This is a genomic window from Microbacterium sp. OVT16B (genome assembly GCF_019969705.1).
Taxonomy (GTDB): Bacteria; Actinomycetota; Actinomycetes; order Actinomycetales; family Microbacteriaceae; genus Microbacterium; species Microbacterium natoriense.
In genome coordinates this window covers 3,092,876-3,114,998 of sequence record NZ_JAHXZA010000001.1, presented here as the reverse complement: position 1 = coordinate 3,114,998, position 22,123 = coordinate 3,092,876, and the positions used below count along the sequence as shown (strand labels likewise).

At 70.3% G+C, this 22,123-nt stretch carries 23 protein-coding genes; 17 read left to right on the top strand and 6 right to left on the bottom strand.

What is annotated here, in order from left to right; all coding sequences use genetic code 11:
• Window positions 1–31: 31 nt before the first annotated feature.
• Window positions 32–1,045 carry a GNAT family N-acetyltransferase gene (locus LC438_RS14750; RefSeq protein WP_223587022.1) on the bottom strand — a complete coding sequence of 338 codons (1,014 nt, stop codon included), beginning with the start codon at window positions 1,043–1,045 and terminating at the stop codon, window positions 32–34.
• A gap of 110 nt (window positions 1,046–1,155) precedes the next feature.
• On the opposite strand from LC438_RS14750, the gene LC438_RS14745 reads away from it, so the two are divergent.
• The 12 genes from LC438_RS14745 (at window position 1,156) to LC438_RS14690 (ending at window position 11,764) form a co-directional block, all read left to right on the top strand.
• On the top strand, window positions 1,156–1,488 hold the full coding sequence (locus tag LC438_RS14745; RefSeq protein ID WP_105676085.1) for a PadR family transcriptional regulator: 333 nt from the start codon (window positions 1,156–1,158) through the stop codon (window positions 1,486–1,488).
• Between the two features lies 1 nt (window position 1,489).
• Window positions 1,490–2,476 carry a permease prefix domain 1-containing protein gene (locus LC438_RS14740; RefSeq protein WP_105676034.1) on the top strand — a complete coding sequence of 329 codons (987 nt, stop codon included), beginning with the start codon at window positions 1,490–1,492 and terminating at the stop codon, window positions 2,474–2,476.
• Between the two features lie 83 nt (window positions 2,477–2,559).
• Window positions 2,560–3,471, top strand: coding sequence for a 1,4-dihydroxy-2-naphthoyl-CoA synthase (locus LC438_RS14735; RefSeq protein ID WP_105676036.1), 912 nt, complete (start codon window positions 2,560–2,562; stop codon window positions 3,469–3,471).
• An 82-nt stretch (window positions 3,472–3,553) separates the two neighbouring features.
• Window positions 3,554–4,696, top strand: a complete 1,143-nt coding sequence (locus LC438_RS14730) for an AMP-binding protein (protein ID WP_223587021.1) — start codon at window positions 3,554–3,556, stop codon at window positions 4,694–4,696.
• A gap of 45 nt (window positions 4,697–4,741) precedes the next feature.
• Complete coding sequence (locus LC438_RS14725; RefSeq protein ID WP_223587020.1) at window positions 4,742–5,533, top strand: class I SAM-dependent methyltransferase; 792 nt, start codon at window positions 4,742–4,744, stop codon at window positions 5,531–5,533.
• A 151-nt stretch (window positions 5,534–5,684) separates the two neighbouring features.
• Entirely contained in the window at window positions 5,685–6,872 is a 1,188-nt protein-coding gene (locus LC438_RS14720) for a sensor histidine kinase (protein WP_105676042.1), read from the top strand.
• Entirely contained in the window at window positions 6,869–7,504 is a 636-nt protein-coding gene (locus tag LC438_RS14715; RefSeq protein ID WP_105676044.1) for a response regulator transcription factor, read from the top strand. Before LC438_RS14720 ends, LC438_RS14715 begins: the two co-directional genes overlap by 4 nt.
• Before the next feature lie 54 nt (window positions 7,505–7,558).
• The gene (locus tag LC438_RS14710) at window positions 7,559–8,029 is read left to right on the top strand and encodes a carboxymuconolactone decarboxylase family protein (protein WP_223587019.1); all 471 of its coding nucleotides are present in this window, start codon (window positions 7,559–7,561) and stop codon (window positions 8,027–8,029) included.
• A gap of 160 nt (window positions 8,030–8,189) precedes the next feature.
• On the top strand, window positions 8,190–8,951 hold the full coding sequence (locus LC438_RS14705) for an ABC transporter ATP-binding protein (protein ID WP_223587018.1): 762 nt from the start codon (window positions 8,190–8,192) through the stop codon (window positions 8,949–8,951).
• Window positions 8,948–10,405 carry an FtsX-like permease family protein gene (locus LC438_RS14700; RefSeq protein ID WP_223587017.1) on the top strand — a complete coding sequence of 486 codons (1,458 nt, stop codon included), beginning with the start codon at window positions 8,948–8,950 and terminating at the stop codon, window positions 10,403–10,405. The genes LC438_RS14705 and LC438_RS14700 overlap by 4 nt, the downstream gene beginning before the upstream one ends.
• A gap of 162 nt (window positions 10,406–10,567) precedes the next feature.
• Window positions 10,568–11,224: a 2-phosphosulfolactate phosphatase gene (locus LC438_RS14695; protein ID WP_105676050.1), complete on the top strand. Its 657-nt coding sequence runs from the start codon at window positions 10,568–10,570 to the stop codon at window positions 11,222–11,224.
• 120 nt (window positions 11,225–11,344) lie between these two features.
• Window positions 11,345–11,764, top strand: a complete 420-nt coding sequence (locus LC438_RS14690) for a DUF3054 domain-containing protein (protein ID WP_223587016.1) — start codon at window positions 11,345–11,347, stop codon at window positions 11,762–11,764.
• 19 nt (window positions 11,765–11,783) lie between these two features.
• Here LC438_RS14690 and LC438_RS14685 read toward each other — a convergent pair whose 3' ends face one another.
• The 4 genes from LC438_RS14685 to LC438_RS14670 form a co-directional block, all read right to left on the bottom strand.
• On the bottom strand, window positions 11,784–12,272 hold the full coding sequence (locus LC438_RS14685) for a SprT-like domain-containing protein (protein WP_105676054.1): 489 nt from the start codon (window positions 12,270–12,272) through the stop codon (window positions 11,784–11,786).
• 71 nt (window positions 12,273–12,343) lie between these two features.
• Window positions 12,344–12,871: a hypothetical protein gene (locus LC438_RS14680; protein ID WP_105676056.1), complete on the bottom strand. Its 528-nt coding sequence runs from the start codon at window positions 12,869–12,871 to the stop codon at window positions 12,344–12,346.
• Window positions 12,872–13,079: 208 nt separating this feature from the next.
• Window positions 13,080–13,940 (bottom strand): spermidine synthase, encoded by an 861-nt coding sequence (locus tag LC438_RS14675; protein WP_223587015.1) that lies wholly within the window; start codon window positions 13,938–13,940, stop codon window positions 13,080–13,082.
• Window positions 13,941–14,022: 82 nt separating this feature from the next.
• Window positions 14,023–15,279, bottom strand: a complete 1,257-nt coding sequence (locus tag LC438_RS14670) for an LCP family protein (protein WP_223587014.1) — start codon at window positions 15,277–15,279, stop codon at window positions 14,023–14,025.
• Window positions 15,280–15,422: 143 nt separating this feature from the next.
• Between LC438_RS14670 and LC438_RS14665 the strand changes: the two genes are divergently transcribed.
• Genes LC438_RS14665 through LC438_RS14645 form a run of 5 tightly spaced genes read left to right on the top strand, consistent with a single transcriptional unit; the run spans window position 15,423 to window position 20,881 of the window.
• Entirely contained in the window at window positions 15,423–16,724 is a 1,302-nt protein-coding gene (locus tag LC438_RS14665) for a sugar ABC transporter substrate-binding protein (RefSeq protein WP_105676062.1), read from the top strand.
• A gap of 14 nt (window positions 16,725–16,738) precedes the next feature.
• Entirely contained in the window at window positions 16,739–17,707 is a 969-nt protein-coding gene (locus LC438_RS14660; protein WP_223587013.1) for a carbohydrate ABC transporter permease, read from the top strand.
• A 17-nt stretch (window positions 17,708–17,724) separates the two neighbouring features.
• A complete protein-coding gene (locus tag LC438_RS14655) occupies window positions 17,725–18,537 on the top strand; it encodes a carbohydrate ABC transporter permease (protein ID WP_181155938.1) in 813 nt (270 codons plus the stop codon).
• Window positions 18,534–20,003 (top strand): glycoside hydrolase family 3 N-terminal domain-containing protein, encoded by a 1,470-nt coding sequence (locus LC438_RS14650; protein ID WP_223587012.1) that lies wholly within the window; start codon window positions 18,534–18,536, stop codon window positions 20,001–20,003. The genes LC438_RS14655 and LC438_RS14650 overlap by 4 nt, the downstream gene beginning before the upstream one ends.
• Window positions 20,004–20,017: 14 nt before the next feature.
• Window positions 20,018–20,881: a MurR/RpiR family transcriptional regulator gene (locus LC438_RS14645; protein WP_105676071.1), complete on the top strand. Its 864-nt coding sequence runs from the start codon at window positions 20,018–20,020 to the stop codon at window positions 20,879–20,881.
• 177 nt (window positions 20,882–21,058) lie between these two features.
• On the opposite strand, the gene LC438_RS14640 is transcribed toward LC438_RS14645, so the two are convergent.
• A complete protein-coding gene (locus LC438_RS14640) occupies window positions 21,059–21,979 on the bottom strand; it encodes a sugar kinase (protein WP_223587011.1) in 921 nt (306 codons plus the stop codon).
• Window positions 21,980–22,123 lie beyond the last annotated feature (144 nt).

Genomic DNA, 22,123 nt, shown 5'->3' with positions numbered 1-22,123 from the left:
ATTCGGCCGCGCGCCCCGTCGCGCGGAGCCCTCAGCTCAGGCGCTTCTGCAGCTCGCCCATCCGCTCCCGAGGGCGGAAGCCGAGCAGGGTGTTCACGGCGAGCATGTGCGCATTGGACTCCGCGTTGTACGTGTACACGCAGGGGGTCCCCGGTGACTCGTGCTGCAGCATCCTGAGGTTCGCGACCTTGACGGCCGTTCCCAGTCGGTGCCCTCGATCCTCACGGCGCACGAGCGTGCCCCACTGGTAGGCGTTGCCGTCGTCGCCCGAGACCACGATCTGCGTGTAGGCGGCGACAGCGCCGTCCGAGGCCAGCGCGACGGTGCCGAAGGAGATGCGGTGCTGCAGCACGAGCAGGTCCTCGGTCTCGCGGATGCCGGCGACGTCCGGCGTCGCGGGCTCGATGTCGAGCTCGCCGCTGGGGGCCTCGGTCTCGATCGACGCGTCCAGCGACGCCCAGCCCTCGACCACGTCGTCGGGCACAGGGCCGATCCAGCTCCGCAGCGTGTAGCCCTCGTCGGGGACTCCGGCCTGCAGTCGGTCGAGCAGCGCGGGGTCGACGGGCAGGTCCAGCCGGTTCTGCACGTCGCCGAGGGCGAGGGAGTAGCCGTGGCGACGCGCGAACTCGCGCCCCGGTGAACCGGAGCCGTCGGGTCCGAGCTCGTACAGCCAACTCGTCGTGGACTGCGCGGTGGTGCGTCCGGCAGTCACGGCCTCGCCTTCGAGGAAGGCAAGTGCGTGCGAGCCGTAGCCTCGACGGCGATGACGGGGCGGCACGCCGAGGCCGAGGTGCGCCACGTGCGTGTTGTCCTTGAGGGGCAGCGCGAGGCTCGCGGCGCCGATGCACTCGCCGCCCGAGCGCAGCAGGTAGGTCCGCCGCTCCACGGCCGACGAGTCCTGCTGCAGCTCTCGCCTGGTCTCCTCGCGGGTCCATACCGGGGTGCCCTTCGCGCGGTCGGCGCGCTCGGCCTCGGCGTACGCGTCCCACCACTCGTCGACCGTCGCATCGTCGAACGGGTCGACCCGGCTGATCTCGAGACTCATCCCTCCACGCTACCCGGCACCCTCTCCTGCCTCGGCAGGTGGGGAGCAAGGAAGGAATCTCATCAATGTGCGCTTGACTATAGTGTGTGACGCACAGTAATGTGATGGGCATGAACGAGACGCTCGACACGCACCTGCAGGAACTGCGGCGCGGCACCGTCGTCCTGGCCTGCCTGCAGCTGCTGCGCACGCCCGGCTACGGCTACGGACTGCTCGAAGAGCTGGAGGCGCGCGGCTTCGCGACCGACGCGAACACGCTGTACCCGCTGCTCCGCAGGCTGGAGAAGCAGGAGTACCTCACCAGCGAGTGGAACACCGAAGAGGCCAGGCCCCGCAAGTTCTACCGCACCTCGGATGCCGGCATCCGGCTCGCCGACACCCTCACCGACGAATGGCGATCGCTCACCACAGCGATCTCCGCCCTCACCGCAGAGGAGAACTGACATGACCACGACAGCCACTCTCACCGAGCGCTACATCGCCGCCACGGTCAAGGGCCTGCGACCCGAGACGCAGGACGATGTGCGGGCGGAGCTCGAAGCCTCCATCGCCGACGCGATCGAGGCGCGTCTCGAGCAGGGCGAGGCGCCGGATGACGCAGAGCGCGCCGTCCTCACGGAGCTCGGCGACCCCGGCATCCTCGCCGCCGGGTACGCGGATCGTCCGCTGCACCTGATCGGTCCGCGCTTCTACCTCACGTGGTGGCGGCTGCTGAAGCTGCTGCTGGCGATCGTCCCGGTGTGCGTGCTCGGCGCCGTCGCCCTCGGGCAGACGATCTCGGGCGCGGCTGTGGGCGAGGTCATCTCGACCTCGCTCGTCGCGGCAGGTGGCGCGATCATGCACATCTGCTTCTGGACGACCCTCGTGTTCGTCATCCTCGAGCGCACCGGGAGCACGACGACGATCGACGAGTGGGATCTCGACAAGCTGCCCGAGATCACCGACGACGGGGTGGGGCGCAGCGAGCTGATCGCCTCGCTCGTCTTTCTCGGCATCGCGGCCGGTGCGCTGCTCTGGGACCGCTTCCGTGGCTTCGTCCCCGGTGAGGCGCTGCCGATCCTCGACCCGGCCCTGTGGCCGTGGGGCATCAGCGTCCTGTTCGCGCTCATCGTGGCCGAGGTCGTGTTCGCCGTCGTCGTGTTCCGTCGCGGCTGGAGCACCGGGCTGGCCGTGGTCAACACCGTCCTGGCGCTGGCCTTCCTCGCCTGGACGCTCGTCCTGCTGCTGGGCGGGCAGCTCGTCAACCCGGACTTCCTCTCGTACATCGTCGCCGTGGGCGGGGAGGGGTTCGCGGCCGGCGATGCCGGGGCCGCAGGCGAAGGCGGCGTCTTCCGCATCCTGGCCGTCCTCCTCGGGTTCGGCGTCGCGATCGGCGTCGGGTGGGACATCGTCGACGGATGGCTCAAGACCGTCCGCCGCAGCCGCCGCTGACGGCATCCATGCAGAAGGCGCTGTTCCCCGGGGGAGCAGCGCCTTCCGCATGTCCACGCGGCCACGGGAATAGGCTGGATGCCGTGACCACACCCTTCGTCTCCGACCTGTTCGATCCCGAGGAGTGGGTGCTCGCGCCCGGTGCCGAGGACTACACCGACATCACGGCGCACGTCACGCACGACGGCGGGGTCGCGCGCATCGCGTTCAACCGGCCGGAGGTGCGCAACGCGTTCCGTCCGCACACGGTCGACGAGCTGTATCGCGCCCTCGACATCGCCCGGCAGGACCCGCGCATCGGAGCCGTGCTGCTCACGGGCAACGGCCCCAGCCCGAAGGACGGCGGCTGGGCGTTCTGCTCAGGCGGCGACCAGCGCATCCGCGGACGCGACGGCTACAAGTACTCCGATTCAGAGACCACCGTGCACGACTCCGCACGAGGCGGGCGTCTGCACATCCTCGAGGTGCAGCGGCTCATCCGCTTCATGCCCAAGGTCGTCATCGCGGTCATCCCCGGGTGGGCCGCGGGGGGCGGGCACTCGCTGCACGTCGTGTGCGACCTCTCGGTGGCATCGGCGGAGGAGGCGCGCTTCAAACAGACGGATGCCGACGTCGGCAGCTTCGACGCGGGATACGGTTCCGCGTACATGGCGCGGCAGACCGGCCAGAAGATCGCGCGAGAGGTGTTCTTCCTCGCCGAGGAGTACTCGGCGCAGCGCGCGTACGAGATGGGCGCGGTCAACCGCGTCGTGCCGCACGCGGAGCTGGAGCGCGAAGCACTGGCGATGGCCAGGACGGTGCTCACCAAGTCGCCGACCGCGATCCGCATGCTGAAGTTCGCCTTCAACGCCGTCGACGACGGACTCGTCGGCCAGCAGGTGTTCGCGGGGGAGGCGACCCGTCTCGCCTACGGCACGGACGAGGCCGTGGAGGGTCGCGACTCCTTCCTCGAGAAGCGCGCTCCCGACTGGTCGTCCTTCCCGTACCACTACTGATCCCGCTCATGGTCTCGACGATCTTCGACCCTCTCCACCCCGGCATCGTGGGGGAGAAGCCCCGTGCTCGGCGGGGCGACCGATGATCGCGCTCAGGCCCACGGATGCCGACGACCCGGTCGCGCTGCGTGAGGCGCTGGCCCGGGCGCTCGACGGCGGACCCGCTCTGGGATTCGGCATGCTCGACGGCGCCCCTGAGCGCGTGCCAGACGGCACGGCCGCGGTCATCGCGACCTCCGGGTCGAGCGGCATCCCGAAGCGGGTGGTCCTGAGCGGGGAGGCGCTGCGCTCCAGCGCCGAGGCCACCGCGTCGCGGATCGGCAGCGGACGCTGGCTGCTCGCCCTCCCCGCGACCTATGTGGCCGGGCTCCAGGTGCTCGTCCGCTCCGTCGTCGCCGGCACCGAGCCCGCCGTGCTCGAGGGCCGGTTCTCGGCGGAGACGTTCGCGCAGACCACCCTGTCCATGCTGCGCACGGGGGAGGAGAGGCTCTACACCTCCCTCGTGCCCGCGCAGCTCGCGACGCTGCTGGATGCCGCGGACAGCACCCCCGTCCGTGCGGCGCTGCAGGCCTACCGCGCCATCCTGGTCGGCGGTCAGGCGCTGCCGGAGCCGCTCCGCGACCGTGCGGGAGAGCTCGGTGCGCGCCTGGTCCGCACCTACGGATCGAGCGAGACGAGCGGGGGCTGCGTGTACGACGGCGAGCCCCTCGACACGGTCGCCGTCCGCTCCGTCGACGGAGAGCTGCACATCGCCGGACCCATGCTCGCCGACGGCTACCTCGGAGACGAGGAGCTCACCGCCCGCTCCTTCACCCGAGACGAGCACGGCATCCGCTGGTACCGCACCGGCGACCTCGGACTGGTGGAGGACGGCATCGTGCGGGTGCACGGCCGTGCGGACAATGTGATCGTGTCCGGCGGCATCAACATCTCCCTCGACCGGGTCGAGCGGATCGTCCGGCGCGTCCCCGGACTCAGCGGCGCCGTCGTCGTCGGCGTCGCGGACGAGCGCTGGGGTGAGGCCTCCGTGATCGTCGCCGCCCGTGGTGAAGCGCTCCGCCGCAGCGAGTCCGAGCAGCTCGCCCACGCGAGGGATGCCGTCGCCGAAGAGCTCGGCAGGCACGCGCGCCCCGCGCGGCTCATCCTCGTCGACGAGCTCGACGTCCTGACCTCGGGCAAGCCCGACCGCGAGTCGATCCGCAGGGCCGTCTCCGAACTGCGCTGATCGTCGCCGTGGCGGGTGGGCCTCCTCCCGGTGCCAGACTGGAGCATGGCCACGTACACGCATGGACACCACTCGTCCGTCCTCCGCTCCCACAGCATCCGCGACATCTCGAACTCCGCCGAGTACCTCCGCCCGCGCCTCACCCCGTCGACGCGGCTCCTCGACGTCGGGGCCGGGCCCGGATCGATCACGGTCGACTTCGCCGGACTCGTGGCCCGCGTCACGGCCACCGAGATCGACGAGAACGCCCTGGCGCTGTCGCGCGGGCTCGCGGAGAGCCGGGGCGTCGCGAACATCGACTTCTCGGTCGAGGACGTGCACGCGCTGAGCTTCGCCGACGACAGCTTCGACGTGGTGCACGCGCACCAGGTGCTGCAGCACGTCGGCGACCCGGTGCAGGCGCTGCGGGAGATGCGCAGGGTCACCGTGCCCGGCGGCGTCGTCGCGGCGCGGGACGCCGACTACGCGGGCTTTCACTGGTTCCCGATGCTGCCGGAGCTCGACCGCTGGCTCGACCTGTACCGGCGCGCGGCGCAGGCCAACGGCGGTGAACCGGACGCCGGGCGACGTCTGCTGTCGTGGGCGCGCGCCGCCGGCTTCGTCGACGTCACGGCGACGGCATCCACCTGGTGCTACGCGAACCCCGAGGATCGGGCGTGGTGGGGCGGCATGTGGGCCGACCGCATCCTGGAGTCCGCGCTGACGCGTCAGCTGCTCGACAGCGGCATGGCGACCGACGCGGAACTGCGCGGCATCAGCGAGGCCTGGCATCGCTGGGCCGACAACGGCGACGGCTGGTTCCTCGTGCCGCACGGGGAGATCATCGCGCGCGCCTGAGGTTCACAACTCCTCAAGAATCGGGCCGGGATGCCGCGACCGCGTCTTCGCAGCGCCCGATCATCGGATTCTTGAGGAGTTGTGAACGCGGCGGACCGGATACATCCGCAGACGGATGCGGCGTCCTGACGCGGCCCCGTACCGTAGGAGGGTGTTCCGCCCCGTCTCCCGAGCCTGGCTCGTCGTCGACATCATCGGCGCCGTCTTCGGCTTCGTCGTCACCACCCCGCTGACGTTCATCGCCGGCTCCAGCTGGCTCAGCGCGTGGATCGGCGCCGAGCCGGTGGCCGTCGTGATGTACGTCATCGTCGGCCTCATCCTGTGGGGAGCCGCGGCGATCAGCCGCCTGTCTCCCACCCTCGCGATCGGCATCGCCTGGTTCGGCGCCGTCGTGCAGATGGCGGCAGGGCTGCCTCCGAGCGCCTATGACGCGGGCATCCTCGTGGTGCTCTTCGCGACGGCCGCGTGGGGCACGCGGCGGATCCTCTGGATCGGCGGCGTCTCGGCGCTGGGCGGCGGGATCATCGGCGGCCTGTACTTCGCGGTCATCTGGTCGGGAGAGCTGCTGACGGATGCCGCGAGCACCATGCGCGCGGCGCTGATCGGCTCGCTGATGGCCTCCGTCTTCGTGCTCGCGATGGTGATGTCCTGGGGCACGGGGCTCCTCTGGCGCGTGGTGCTGAACGGACGGGAGACGCAGGTCGCCCGTGCCCAGGCCGAACTGCTGGCGGCCGAGGAGCAGGAGCGCGTGCGGATCGCGCGCGACATGCACGACATCGTGGCGCACTCGCTGGCCGTCGTGATCGCGCAGGCCGACGGCGCGCGGTATGCGGCGGCGGTCAAACCCGAGATGGCGACCGAGGCGCTGAGCACGATCGCGCAGACGGCTCGCGGGGCGCTGTCGGACGTGCGGCTGCTCCTCACCCAGCTGCGGCATCGGCAGGGAGACGGCCCTCAGCCGACCCTCGCCGACCTCGAGACGCTCTTCGCGCAGGTGCGTCAGGCGGGCGTCGAACCGCGCATCACCGTCGACCCGATGCCGCCGGGGGAGCCGCCTGGGGCGATCCAGCTCGCCGTCTACCGGATCCTGCAGGAGGCGCTCACGAACGCCATCCGACACGGCGACGGCGCGGTCGACGTGCGGCTCGCGTGGCTCCCCGACCGCGTCGACGTCGTCGTCGCCAACGCCTTCGAGAAGGAGACCGCGTCGCTCGGGGGCGGCCACGGCGTCATCGGCATGCGTGAGCGCGCCCAGCTCGTGGGCGGTAGCCTTCAGGCGGGGCAGGAGGGCGAACGGTTCGTCGTGCGCGCCTCGCTTCCCATCGGAGGAGCCGCATGATCAGGGTCGTACTCGTCGATGACCAGGCGCTGTTCCGCGCCGGCATCCGCATGCTCGTCGCGTCGCAGCCCGACCTCGACGTCGTGGGCGAGGCGGGCGACGGGCGAGAGGCGATCGACGTCGTCCGGGCCACGCGCCCCGACGTCGTGCTGATGGACATCCGGATGCCGGTCATGGACGGCCTCACGGCCACCGCCGAGATCCTCACCCAGCCCGACGCCCCTCGCATCGTGATGCTGACGACCTTCGACCTCGACGAGGCGGCGGCCAGAGCCATCCGTCAGGGGGCCAGCGGCTTCCTCCTGAAGGACGCCGACCCCGAGTTCCTGCTCGCGGCGATCCGCACCGTGCACGGAGGGTCGAGCGTGATCGCGGCATCCGCCACCCGTGATCTCTTCGCGCACTTCGCCGAGGCTCCCAAGCCCGTCCCCGCGCAGTACGCCGACCTCACCGACCGGGAGAGGGAGATCTTCGCGCTCGCGGCGAGGGGCCTCTCGAACTCCGAGATCGCCGCGCGCGAGTACCTCAGCGAGGCGACCGTGAAGACGCACATCAGCCGGATCCTCACCAAGCTCTCCCTGCGCGACCGGGTGCAGCTCGTCGTGTTCGCGTTCGAGCACGGGCTCACCTGACCCGATCCACGGTCCTGGGCGCCGAATGTCGGCGGACGGGAGGATGCTGTCGTCATGACAGAACCTCTCGTCCCGATCCCCGTCCGCATCGACATCGACACCGTCGCCCCGCATTTCTCCCGGGCGCTCGCCCATCTCGACAACGCGATGGTCCGCGAGCTCGACGCGGTGGGCTTCGAGAGCCGCCTGCGCGAGCTGGTGCGTCTCAGAGCCTCCCAGCTGAACGGCTGCAGCTACTGCGTCGAGCTGCACTCCGGCGATGCCCTCACGGCGGGCGACACCCCGCAGAGGATCAACGCGGTGGCGGTGTGGCGCGAGTCCCCGCTGTTCACCGCCCGCGATCGCGCCGCCCTCGCGCTGACCGAGAGCATCACGAGGACGTCGGAGACGCACGTCCCCGACGCCGACTGGGATGAGGCCGCCGCCGTCTTCTCGACCGAGGAACTGGGGGCGCTCGTGGCGCTCATCGTCACGATCAACGCCTGGAACACGGTCGGGGTGTCGACGCACGCCTGGGTGGGGTGACGGCCACAGACGTCTGTGCGGGGTGAAGGCCACGGACGCTTGTGCGGGGTGAAGGCCACAGACGCCTGTGCGGGGTGACGGCGAAGTCATCCTCCAGATGTACGCGGATGCGCCGCACGGGCGACGCGCCCGCTGATGCCGCCGAAATAGCGTCGAAGGCATGGAGATCACGACCACAGACCTGGGGCTCGCCGCCCGCGTCCAGCACCTGAAGAAGACCTACGGCGCCGGCGAGGGCACCGTGCGCGCCCTCGACGATGTGAGCGTCGGCATCCGTCGCGGTCAGTTCACCGCGATCATGGGCCCATCGGGCTCCGGCAAGTCCACGCTCATGCACATCATGGCCGGACTCGACACCCCCACCGAGGGGCGTGCCTGGATCGGAGACACCGAGATCACCGGACTCGGAGACCTCGACCTCACGATCCTGCGCCGACGCCGTGTCGGCTTCATCTTCCAGGCGTTCAACCTCGTGCCCACGCTCACGGCGCTCGGCAACATCATGCTGCCCTTCGAGCTCGACGGGCGTCGTCCGAGCGCGATCGAGAAGGCCCGCATCGACGGCCTCATCGACACCCTCGGACTCGGCGCGCGCCTGGACCACCGCCCGCACCAGCTCTCGGGCGGCCAGCAGCAGCGCGTCGCGATCGCCCGCGCCCTCGCCACGGCCCCCGACCTCGTCTTCGCCGACGAGCCGACGGGCAACCTCGACTCCAAGACCGGTCGTGAGGTGCTCCAGCTGCTCGCCACCGCCAGTCGCGAGCACGGCCAGTCCATCGCGATGGTCACGCACGACGCGATCGCCGCGAGCCATGCCGACCGCGTGCTCTTCCTCGGCGACGGCCGCATCGTCGCCGATCACCCGCGGCAGACCGCCGAGGAGATCTCGGCGTACATGCTCGCTGCCGAGGTGGCGGCGTGAGCGCGGTCGCGACGGTCGTTCCTCAGACATCGGCGACCGGTCCTCGGCTGGCCTGGCTCCGTGACAGGGGCATGGGCGCCAGCATCCTCGTGGCGACGCTGTCGGCCGCGTTCGGCGTGCTCCTGGTGGAGACGACGGTGTTCATCGGCGCGGTGCTGCAAGCCGACCCCTTCATCGGAGACAGCGAGACGCTCGCCATCGTCGTCGGCATCCTGTCGGTGCTGCTGACGGGCGTCGCGATGTACGTCGCCGCGATCGTCACCGCCAACACGTTCTCCACGATCATCGCGGGGCGCACCAGGCAGATCGCCCTCATGCGCCTGATCGGGGCCACGGCGCGCTCGCAGCGCGGTGAGGTGGGGCGTCAGGGACTGATCGTCGGGATCATCGGCGCCGTGCTCGGACTGCTCATCGGGCTGCTCGCCTCCGTCGCCGGCGTGCAGATCGCCTCTGGGCTGCTCGCCAACCCTCCCGTCGGCTTCTCGCTCGCGCAGCCGTTCATCGTGCTGCCCGCCGTCGGCGTCGCGCTCACGACCTGGGCTGCGGCCTGGGCGGGATCCCGCCGTGTGCTGGCGGTGACCCCGCTGCAGGCGATCGGCGGCTCCGTCGAGCGCACGCACGACGAGGTCTCCCGCCCCGGCCGTCACATCGGCGCGTGGGTGCTTCTGTCCATCGGCGCGGCCCTCCTCGCCGGCGGCGTGCTGGTCGGGCTCGCGAGCCCGCTCGGCGTCGTCGTCGCGTTCTTCGGCGGTCTGCTGTCGTTCACCGGGCTCGCCCTGGGCTCGGTGCTCTTCATGCCTCCGGTGCTCCGCCTCGTCGGCCGTCTCTTCGGGCGCAGTGCGACGGCGCGCCTCGCCGCCGAGAACGCCCTCCGGTACCCGGAGCGCTCCTCGCGCATGGCCATCGGCGTCGTGATGGGCGTGACGCTCGTGACGATGTTCGCCGTCGCGCTCGAGTCGGTGAAGCAGATGATGATCAACCAGGTGGAGGGCGAGGTGCCCGCGGAGTTCTTCGCGCCCTTCGACGCCTTCGCCTCGGTCATGATGGTGCTCGTCGCGGTCTCCGCGGTGATCGCCGCCGTCGGACTCGTGAACCTGCTCACGATCGGCGTGGTGCAGCGCCGTCGGGAGCTCGGGCTGCTCCGTTCGATCGGGCTGTCCAACGGTCAGGTGCGCCGCATGGTGCTGCTGGAGGCGACGCACATCACCGTCGCGGCGACGCTGACCGGACTCGTGCTGGGCGTCGTGTACGGCTGGATCGCCGCGCAGTCGCTGCTGGGATCGGTCCCCACGCTGCCCGACTTCGTGCCGGCGGGTCTCGTGCCTCCGCACGTCCCGTGGCTGCCGATCGTGATCATCGTCGCCGCGACCGCGGTGCTGACGCTCGTCGCGGCGGCCACCCCGACGCGTCTTGCGACCCGCGTCGCTCCGGTCGAGGCGCTGGCCGCCGACTGAACGTCTCTGGGACCGATGCGGGAGCCGATCTCGCGTGCGGAGCCCCGGTGACGGAGACGGACGCCTCTGCGGTGCGGAGGCGTCCGTTTCGGGCACTCCGTGGCGGCGGGCCTGGCTTCCTGGGGCGGCGGGCCCGCTCTCCGGGACGCATAGGCTGGACGGATGGCTTCGCCGTTCGATCAGTCCACCTATCAGGTCCGCCACGAGTGGGGTGTCGCCGGGCTCGCGCGCCTGGCGGCGGCCGACATCGTCGTGGTGGTCGACGTGCTGCGGTTCTCCTCGACGCTCCCGGACGCCGTGGCGTCGGGGACCGCCGTCGCGCTCGCAGACGCCGTCGAGTGGTCGAGCAACGGCGCCGCCGTGGCCGCATCGGCGGGCGACGCTCTCGTCCTGGTGGGCGGGCTGCGCAACGCCGCGGCGGTGGCGAGAGCCGTGCAGACCGTGCAGGAGCGACGACAGGCGCGCACCTCGGTCGCCGTGATCGCGGCGGGCGAGAAGGCGGATGACGGGTCGCTGCGCTTCGCGGTGGAGGATCAGCTCGGGGCGGGTGCGGTGATCGCCGCGCTCACCGACCTCGGCATCGATCACACCGCGCCGGATGCGGCGGTCGCCGCCGAGGGTTTCCGCGCACTGCGGCGGGCTCTGGGCCACCTGCTCAGCGCCAGCGGCTCCGCCCGAGAGCTGGAGATCGGCGTGGCCTCCACCGCGCGGATGGCGGAGTCCGGCATCCGCCCCGCGTCCGTCGCCGAGGCGGCTGCCCTGGACTCGAGCGATGTCGTCCCTGTTCTTCGCGAGGGCCTGTTCGTCCGGTTCGAGTAGGCCGCGGCATCCGCCCCGCCGCGACGTAGGGTGGCGGCGCACGGCGCGACCATCCGTCGCAGTCCTCAACAGGCCGTGCGTCCGGCGAGGAATCCGCCGCCGCGGACGTAGGGTCGTGGCATGAGGTACCTCCCCGCCTTCCTCGTCGACGCCGTGCTCGTTCTGATCTTCGCCGTGATCGGACGTGCGTCCCACGGCGAGAGTCCGATCGGCTTCCTCCTCACGGCTTGGCCGTTCCTCGTCGCCCTCGTCGTCGGACATGCCCTCGCCGCCCTGATGGGCAGCGGACCGCGCAAGCCGTGGTCGATCCTGTGGGGCGCCGTCGTCTGGGTGGTGACCGTGGCCGGCGGGATGCTGCTGCGCGTGGTCTCGGGCGATACGGCGCAGGTGCCGTTCATCATCGTCGCCACGATCGTGCTCGGTGTCTTCCTGGTCGGATGGCGGGCGATCGCCGCCCTGCTGCGTCGCAGGCGGGGCGTGCAGGAGAGCACGACGGATGCCGCGGCATCCGATGCTCCCGAGGAGCCGACGTCGGTCTGAGCCCGCGGGCCGCCATCGGTCAGCGTGCGGACTGTGCCGCCAGCCGCACGTCGGCGGTGATCTCGCGTCGCGTCCAGGTGAACTGATGCCGGGCGTCGAAGGACCGCGAGCAGCGGGCGCACGAGGTCGCACGCGTCGGACGGCGGTGTCGATAGGTCACGTGCCCTGCGGGGCAGGTGCCGACCCAGGGGGCGAGCTCCACCGCCGTCTCGCCGTGATGCGTGGTGCCGCCGACGTAGCCCAGATCGCGCGCGACGCGCTTCCACGTCGGGCCGTGCGCCGCTCGGTGCCCGGCGAGCGCGTGGGCCACCTCGTGCAGCAGCACCTGATGGATCTCATCGTCGTCGAATCGCGCGGCGAGATAGCGCGACACGGTGATCCGCTTGTTCGTGTAATCGCACTGTCCTGCACGGCGCTTCGCATTGTCGAAGCCGAACGACCAGCTGTCATCGAGATGCAGCGTGATCAGTGCTTCGCCCCAGACGCGCACACGGTCGAGTTCCGCCATGCGCCCAGGCTAAGCCATGACGGGGACGTTGAGGTCGGCTCGACGCACCGCGTCAGGGTGAACGGGCGGATTCAGCCCGCCACGAGCTGCGTCGAGCGACGACGCTCCGCCGCGTCGATGGCGAGCAGCGCCGTCTCCAGCTCGCGGTCCTCGGCGCCGGCCTCGCGGCGCAGGAAGAGCGACCTCTTGAAGCTCTCGCGCGCAGTCTCGTAGTCCTCGGCCTCGTATGCGTTCTTGCCGTGGTGCTGGTGGGCGAAGGCGGCGATCGACAGCCACCGCTGTCCTTCGGCCTCGTCGGCGCAGGTGGCGAGCTCCTGTTCGGCCGCCGCGTGGGCGCCGCGGAACTGCAGGACGGTCGCATGCAGCACGCGGGCGCGCAGAACGTCCTTGCGGGTGCCGGCCATGCGGGCCTGGCGCACGGCCTCGTCCGCCAGCGCGAGCGCGTCGTCGAGGCGTCCGAGCACCTTCAGCAGCCACACGCGCTCCAGCAGAGCCGGAAGGCTGCGCTGATACTCGATCTCGGCGAGCCTCGTCTCGCACTCATCGAGATCGACCAGCTCGCGGAGGGTGTCCTGGTCGTATCCCCGGATGAAACTCATTGCTCTCCTTCCGCAGCGTCCCGCGTTCCAGTCTGCATCGCCTCGCCGTGGTCGCGGGGGCGGCGCGCCCCGCTCCTCGGCATCCGATTCCGCAGGTCGTGCTCCGCCCGGGCTGAGGAGCCGAGAATCGTCGGATGCAGAGCCCTCGAAGGGACATGGTGTGACCCCTCAGCCCGGCAGAGCGGCGCGCGAGAGTGAAGGCGGCGGGTCAGCGCAGGAAGAGGGAGGCGTCGGGGCGAGGGGATGCCACGGCATCCGCGTCCGTCACCACTCTCGCGCCCTGGATGAACGAGGCGACCTCCGCACCCTGGGCGATCTTCGCGGGATGCGGACCCGCCGCGAGCATCCTCGGCAGCCACTCGGTGGGCAGCGGGGTGGCGGATGCGGCGATCACGAGGTTGCCGAAGCGGCGGCCCTTGAGCACCTGGGTGTCGGCGAGGATGCCGATCTCTGGGAGCACCTCCGCGACCGTCGCGGCCTGGCGTCGGGCGAAGGCGAGCCCTGGGCCGTCGGCCACGTTCACGAGCAGCACGCCGGATGGCGCCAGCAGCTCGCGCAGCTCCCGGTAGAACTCGACGCTCGTGAGGTGCGCGGGAGTCTGCGCTCCAGAGTAGACGTCGGAGACGACGAGGTCGCAGGCGCCCGTGAGCGCCGGTGGCAGCTTCTGCACGCCCGCCCTCGCGTCGCCGATGCGCACGCGGATCGCCGCGCCCCGGGGCAGCGGCAGGTGCTCGCGCACGAGTGCTGCGAGCGGACCCTCGAGCTCGATGACCTGCTGACGGGATCCGGGCCGCGTGGCCTCGACGTAGCGAGGGATCGTCATGGCGCCCGCACCCAGGTGCACGGCCGTCAGCGAGCCAGGGGGCAGCTGGTCGATCACGGCGCCCATGCGCACGATGTACTCGAAGTGCAGATGCGTCGGGTCGTCGAGATCGACGTGCGACTGCGGGGTGTCGTCGACGATCAGCTCGAACCCGCTCGTGAACTCCGAGGGCACGATGCGGGCGAGGCCTCCGTGGTCGAGGCGGGCCTGCGGATGCTCGGTGTCTCGTGCGCGCGTCCTGCCCATGCTCCGAGACTACGCGGTCGTGCTCCGAGACCTACGCGGTCGTGCTCCGAGACCTACGCGGTCGTGCTCCGAGCCCTTGCGGTCACTTCGACTGCCTGCCGTTGGAGCAGGTCTCCTGATCCACGGACTGTCCGGAGATCTCCGGGGGCAGCGTCGTGCGCACCTCGGGAGTCTCGGTGGGCGTCGCGGTCTCGACCGGAGGCGCGGTGGGCGCCGGGGTGACCAGCTCGACGCCGGAGTTCGTCGCCACGTCGCCGGAGAGGGCGATCGGCTGACCCGCGATCAGCGCCTGCCAGAGATGCTCGGCGGCGGCTTCGTCGGGGACGACCTTGTCGCTGTCCGCCGGGTCTGCTCCGTTGGGGAACTGCACGAACACGAAGTCCGAGAACGGCACGTCCTTCAGGGCGAGGCCGAGCTGCGTCAGCGTCAGCGCGTTGTTGAGCGATTCGCTGGGGACGATGTTGTCGGCGACGGTGGTCGCCAGGCGCAGCACCTTCGCCGGATCGGTGAGCGTCTCGGCGCTGAGGATCTTCTTCGCCAGACGCGACATGTACTGCTGCTGGTTCGAGATGCGGGCGAGGTCGCTCTCGTCGCCGACGCCGTGCCTGGTGCGGATGAACGCGAGAGCGTCCGGGCCCGACACCGTGTGGGTGCCCGGCGGCAGGTTGATGCCGGCCTGCGAATCGCGGATGCCCTTGCCCGCGATGCAGACCTCGACGCCGCCGATCGCGTCGGTGATCTCGATCACGCCGTCGAAGCTGATCTTGGCGGCGAACCCGATGGGGATGCCGCTGAGCTCGGAGACGGTCTTCACGATGCAGGAGACGCCGGCGCGGTCGAACAGGCTGTTGAAGGCGACCCTGGGGGAGGAGGGCGCAGTGGAGCCGTCTTCTCTCGTGCACGACGGCACCTTGACCATGAGGTCGCGCGGGAAGGATACGACCGTGACGTTTCGCGGCTCGGCGGAGACGTGCACGAGGAGGTTCACGTCGTTGCGGATGCCGTCGTCGACCTTCTCGCAGCGCTCGGCGAGGTACTGCTTCGAGATCTCCCCGCATTCGTCCGTGCCGACGACGAGGATGTCGAACGACTTGTCCGCCGGATAGGGGCCGAGAGCGGGTGGCGCGACCGTGGGTGCGCCCTCGAGGACGACGGCGCCATCGCCGATGCGGTTCGCGAAGTCGGCGACGAGGTATCCGGCCACGGCGATCGCCGACACGAGCACGACGCTCAGGGCGATGCCCGTCAGCTTGAGGCCAACGGAGAGGCGGGAGGGGGAGGGCAGATGTGCGTGACGTGCGACGGTCGAGCGATCGGTGCTGTCGTGGGGACGGCGCATGGGCAGAGCCTACCTTTGGAAATTTGTGTCACAACGAGATGACGATCTTGAGAATTAGTTGCAGCGAATTAGTTAGTCGTAGATACTTATCTCAGTTGGTGAGCACCCGATGCCGCCAGGACGTTTCAAAGAGGAGATCCCTGATGCACAAGCGCATTCTCTCGGCTGTGGCGCTGGGCGCCGTGGCCACCCTGGGCCTTGCAGCCTGCTCGAGCGGTGGAGGAACCGGCTCCAGTGATGGCGGATCCGTCGACGGAAAGGGCAAGGAGCTCACCGTCTGGATCATGAAGGGCACCAACCCCGACTCGACCGCCTTCTACGACGCCGTCTCCAAGGAGTTCAAGAAGGAGACCGGCGCGACGGTCAAGATCGAAGAGGTGCAGTGGGCGGATGCGCACGACCGCTTCGTGACCTCGATCGCGGGACAGACGACCCCCGACATCGCCGAGACCGGCACCACCTGGACCGCCGAGTTCGCCGACGCCGGCGCACTGCTGCCCATCGACGACTACGTCGCCGCCGAGAAGGGCCTCGACAAGGACCTCGTCGAGGGCCTCAAGGTCGCGGGCACCTACGACGGCGAGCTCTACGGCATGCCGTGGTACGCCGGCGTCCGCTCGCTCGTGTACCGCACCGACGTCTTCGAGGAGCTCGGTCTCGACGCTCCGAAGAACTGGGACGACATCGTCGCCGCCGGCGAGGCCATCAAGGCCGCCAAGCCCGACATGCTGCCCTTCCCGGTTCCGGGTGACGCCGAGTTCCAGGTCTACCCCTGGGTCTGGGGCGCGGGCGGAGAGGTCGCGACCCTCGACGGCAAGACGTGGACCAGCGAGCTCGACAGCAAGAAGTCCCAGGAGGGCATCGAGTTCTACACCGACCTCGCGACGAAGCACGGCTTCTCGTCGGCCGGCGCCACGACCTGGAAGGAGACGGACCTCCGCGACGCCTTCACCCAGGGCAACGTCGCCATGATGCTCTCGGGCTCGTGGACCCCCAAGGCCCTCATCGAGGCCAACCCCGAGCTCGACGGCAAGATCGGCGCCGCGGTCATCCCTGGCAAGGACGGCGGCATCGCCCCCTCCGTGCTCGGCGGCTCGCACCTGTCGATCTTCAACACGACCAAGAACGCCGACCTCGCCTGGAAGTTCGTCCAGCTCATGACCACCGGCAAGTTCGCCGAGCAGTGGTCGCAGGAGACCGGCTACTTCCCCGGCGTGCAGTCGGCGATGGAAGAGGCCCTCGCCTCGACCGACCCGCTGGTCGCCCCGTTCGCGCAGCAGATGGTCGAGGGCGGCGCCTCCGTGCCCGTCACCCCGAACTTCGGCGCCGTGCAGGCGAAGAAGACCACCAACTCGATGATCCAGGCCATCCTCAGCGGGCAGAAGGACGTCGCCACGGCGACGAAGGATGCCGCCGCTGAGATGACCGAGCTCCTCAACCAGTAGGAAAGTCTCCCTCCATGTCGATGGTGCAAGCACCGCTGCCGGCCACGAAGGCGGAGTCCTCCTCCGCCTCCGTGGCCGGCAGGCCGCGCGGGTTCTCCCTGGTGAAGGCCCGCCCGTGGCTTCTTCTCGCTCCCGGCCTGATCATCCTCGCGGTGCTCATGCTGTGGCCCCTCGTGCAGGTGTTCCTCTTCTCGCTGCAGGACTACGGTCTGCGCGAGATCAACACCGGCGAGCAGAACTGGATCGGCCTCGAGAACTACGCGAAGGCGCTCAGCGACCCGCAGCTGTGGACCGTCGTGCTGCCGAACACGGTCGGCTTCGCCGCCGTCGCGGTGTTCGTCACCGTCGCCGTCGGCACGCTCGTCGCCCTGCTGCTCGCGAAGCTCGGCCCGGTGTGGCGCACCATCGTCTCCAGCTGCATCATGGTCGCCTGGGCGATGCCCGCGGTGACCGGCACCTACGTCTGGACCTTCATCTTCGATGCCGACCGCGGCATCTTCAACGCAGTCCTGCAGGACCTCGGGCTGATCGACGAGCCCGTCAACTGGTTCACGAACCAGTGGTCGTTCTACGCGATCGTCCTTCTCAACGTCGTGCACCACGGCTTCCCGTTCGTCGCGATCACGGTGCTGGCCGGACTCCTCGGCGTCTCGAAGGAGATGCTCGAGGCTGCCGCCCTCGACGGTGCGAACGCCTGGCGCCGGTTCTGGCAGATCGTCTTCCCGACGCTCAAGCCCGTGTTCTCGGTCGTCATCATCCTGTCGACGATCTGGGACTTCAAGGTCTTCGCTCAGGTGTATCTGATGCCCGGCGGAAACGGAGGCAACCGCTCCGTGCTCAACCTCGGCGTGTGGTCGTACGTCGAGTCCTTCGGCCAGAACAAGTACGGGTTCGGCGCCGCCCTCGCTGTGCTGCTGACCCTCGTGCTGATCGGCATCACGATCGTGTACATCCGCTCTCTCATGAAGGAGGACGAGCTGTGAGCTCCCGTCGGTCTGTCATGTCGAGGGTCGGCACCGGCGTCGCGATCGCCGCCGTCCTGATCTTCACCCTGTTCCCGGTGTACTGGATGGTCTCCAGCGCCCTCGACGCCAAGGCGTCCAGCGGCGGGCAGTCGCTGCTGCCGCAGGAGTTCAGCCTCGAGAACTTCGAGTTCGTGCTCACCGACGGCGGCTTCGGCACCTACCTGCGCAACTCGGCGATCGTGGCCCTGGTCACCGTCCTCGTCAGCGCGCTGGTCTGCCTGCTCGCGGCGGTCGCCGTCGCCCGGTTCCGCTTCAAGTTCCGCACCACCATCCTCATGATGATCCTCGTGGTGCAGATGGTGCCGCTCGAGGCGCTCGTCATCCCGCTGTTCCTCCAGGTCAAGAGCCTCGGGCTGCTCAACAGCATCCTGGGTCTGATGGTCGTCTACGTGGCGCTCTCGCTCGCCTTCGGCATCTGGATGCTGCGCGGCTTCGTCGCGGCGGTCCCGGTCGAGCTCGAGGAGGCCGCGTACATCGACGGTGCGAGCTGGTGGCGGATGTTCCGCTCGATCCTGCTGCCGCTGGTCATGCCCGGCCTCGTCGCGACGAGCATCTTCAGCTTCATCACGGCGTGGAACGAGTTCATCTTCGCCATGACGATCCTCGGCAGCGCGACCGACCAGTACACGGTGTCGATCGGACTCAAGTCGTTCTTCGGCCTGCACTCCAACGACTGGGGCAGCATCATGGCCGCGTCGACGATCATCACCATCCCGGTCATGATCTTCTTCGTGATCGTGCAGCGCCGCCTCTCGGCGGGCATGGTGGCGGGAGCGGTGAAGGGATGAGCGACGACCTCACCCGCCTCGCCAACGGCGTTCTCTGGCCGGGCTTCTTCGGCACGACGGCCCCCGCGTGGCTCCTGGAGGAGCTGCGCGATGGTCTCGCCGGCGTCGTCTACTTCGGTCAGAACATCGGCGACGATCTCGCCTCCCTCAGCGAGGAGATCCTCGCCGCCCGACCGGACGCGCTGATCGGCATCGACGAGGAGGGCGGCAGCGTCACCCGCCTCGAGACGGCCACGGGCTCCACCCTCCCGGGGGCGGCTCAGCTCGGACGCCTCGACGACGTCGCGGCGACCGAGGCCACCGGCGCCGAGCTCGCACGACGCGTGCGTGCGATCGGCGGCAACGTCGTCCTCGGACCGGTCGCCGACGTGAACACCGACCCGCGCAACCCCGTGATCGGCGTCCGCTCCTTCGGCAGCGACGAGCAGCTCGTCTCCCGGCACACGGTGGCGGAGGTGCGCGGCATCCAGAACGGCGCCGTCGCGGCCTGCGTCAAGCACTTCCCCGGTCATGGGGACACCCATCTCGACTCGCATCATTCGCTTCCCGAGATCGCCCTGCCGGTCGAGGAGTTCGAGCGCGTGCACCTCGAGCCGTTCCGCGCCGCGATCGCCGCCGGCGTCGACACGATCATGACCGCGCACATCGTCGTCCCCGCGTGGGGCGAGCGGCCGGCGACCCTGAATCCGCGGGTCCTGGGGATGCTGCGCGACATGGGCTTCGAGGGGGTGATCATCACCGATGCGCTCGACATGGCCGCGATCCGCGAGACCGTCGGCATCGGCGGGGGAGCAGCCGAGGCGCTGGCCGCCGGAGCCGACCTCCTGTGCATCGGAAACCCGACCAACCCGGGCGAGGCCGCGCTTCCCGACCAGGATCTCCGCGACTTCCTCGCGGCGCGCGACGGCATCGTCGCCGCTCTCCGCGACGGCTCGCTGTCGGAGGAGCGGGTCCGCGAGGCCGCGGGTCGCGTCGCCGCGCTGGCCGCGAGACTGCGGGAGGCGGATGCCGTGCAGGTCGCCGACTTCGACGCGGCCGAGGTGGTCCGCAGGGCCGTCGCCGACGCGGGCGTCGCACCGGCATCCGCTCTCTCCGTCGTCGATGCGCGCCGCCGCTCGTCGCTCGCCGTCGACAGCGCTGCGGGCTATGTCGCCGCAGCGCTGGCCGGCGACGGCCACCGGGTGCGGCTCGACGTGGCGAGCACCGGCGTCGACGAGCAGGATGCCGCGCTGGACGCGGCGGTCGCCGCCGAGGGCACCACGGTGATCCTCGTCGACCGCCCCGACGCCGATCCGGCGCAGCGGGCCCTCGTGGAGCGCGCAGCGCAGCGCGATGCGGCCGCCGTCGCCGTCAACGTCGGACTGGCCGCCGAGCGCCCGCTGGCACTGCCCACCGTCGAGGTGGGAGCCGCGAGCCGCATCGGGGCTCTGATCGCCAGGGAGACGCTGCTCGGCCGCGTAGGCTGAGCGCGGAGGCCACCGTGGACGCTGACGTTCTCGCACTGGTTCGGCGATCCCTTCCTCGGTTGAGCGCCGCCGAAGCGAGGGTCGCCGACACGATCCTGGGCGACCCGACGCTCGTCGTCGACCTCGCGATCAACGACCTCGCGAAGCTGTGCCGCACCTCGGTCTCCACGGTCGCCCGCTTCGCGCAGTCGTTGGGCTTCAGCGGCTATCGCGAGCTGCGGGTCGCCGCCGCGCGCACGATCACCCTCGCGCAGGCCCAGCAGGCGCGCTTCGGCCTCGACACGACGGCGATCGACCCGGAGGACGGGCCCACGGCGATCGGCGCGAAGATCGCCGCGCAGGAGATCGACGCGATCGAGAAGACGGCGCTGGGCGTCGATGCCGAGGCGCTCGACAGGGTCGCGCGCGCGGTCGTGGCGGCTCGCCACATCGACGTCTACGGGCAGGCGGCCTCGTCGCTCACCGCGCAGGATCTGCAGCAGAAGCTCGCGCGGATCGGCTGCTCGGTGGCGCACTCCGCCGATCCGCATCTGGCACTCACCACGGCGTCGCTTCGCACATCCGACGACGTCGCGATCGCGTTCTCGCACGGCGGGGAGACCGCTGAGGTGGTGCGCGCGGTGGAGGTCGCCAGGGATGCCGGCGCGCTCACGGTCGCCGTCACGAGCGTCGAGGAGTCGACGCTCGCCCTCGCCGCCGACGTGGTGCTGCTCACCCACGCGCAGGAGTCGCCCTTCCGGATGGCGGCGATGTCCAGCCGCATCGCACAGCTCGTGCTCGTCGACATCCTGTTCGTCAGGGTCGTGCAGCATCGCGGACTGCCCGTCGTGATCCCGCTCCAGCTGACGCACGACGCCGCGACCCGACGAGGGCGCTGAAGCGCGTTTCGTCTCGCTGCGCTCGCTCAACGACCGGGCGGCGGTCTCGTCCCGCGGGGTGGGGGCTCTTCTTCGCGGTGAGCGGCGTCTTCTCCGCGGGGTGGGCGCCGTCTCCTCCGCGGGTCGTTGAGCGAGGAGCGCAGCGACGAGACGAAACGGGGTGTCGTCCGGCGCGCCTCAGTCGACGTGGTCGCGCGTGCTCGCCAGGGCGCGCGTGGCGATGCGGTGCGCGCGGGAGAGACTGCCGCTGAGTGACAGGCCCGTGAGGATGCCGGCCAGGAAACCGGCCGCGAAGGCGTCGCCGGCGCCGATCGTCTCCACGACGGCGACGTCGAGGGCGTCGCTGTGCGTGCGCTCCGATCCGTCGAAGGCCTCGGCTCCGCGGGCGTGCGTCGCCAGCAGATATCGGGGTTCGGGGAACAGCTCGCGGAGGCGGTCAGGGTCGGAGGTGCCGAACACGGCCTCCGCATCCGGCCGGGTGCAGAACAGCACGTCGGAACGTCGCGCGTAGGCGGCGATCAGGGCCTTTCCCTCGTCTTCCCGCCCGCGCCACAGCGCAGGGCGCCAGTTCACGTCGAAGCTCACCAGACGCTCGCCCCGCGGGGCGTCGAACAGCGCGTCCTGCGCGGCACGGGCGCTCGCCGAGAGGGCGGGCGTGATGCCGGAGGTGTGCACGAGGGCGGCCTGATCGAGCAGAGCGGATGCCGCCGGAGACGCGAGGGTGCCGGGGGAGAGGGCGGATGCCGCAGATCCCTTCCGGTAGTAGTGCATGGTGCCGTCGATCGAGCCGTCGGGCAGCGGAGACAGCTCCTTCACGTAGAGACCGGTCGGGGCGTCGGGATCGACCTCGACCGCCGAGTCGTCGACGCCGTGGTCGCGCAGCTCGCTGCGCAGGAAGCGACCGAATCCGTCGTCTCCGACGCGCGACACGACGGCGGTGCGGATGCCCGCCGAGGCGAGGGCGATCGCGGTGTTCCACTCGGCGCCGGCGAGTGATCTGCGGAAGGTCTTGCAGTCCTCGAGCGGGGCTGCCGCGACCGGTACGAGCGAGATCAGGCCCTCGCCGACGCAGACGGCGAGGGGAGAGGTGTCGGGCACGTCTCCGACGCTACCGGATCGCCCCGACACCCGTCAGTCCGATACCGGATCGCAACCTGCAAGCATTTGGCATCTATGGATTCGCTGGGTAGCGTCGAGGGATCACCGTGTCCGGGAGCGAAGAGGCTCCCGGTTCGCGCAACG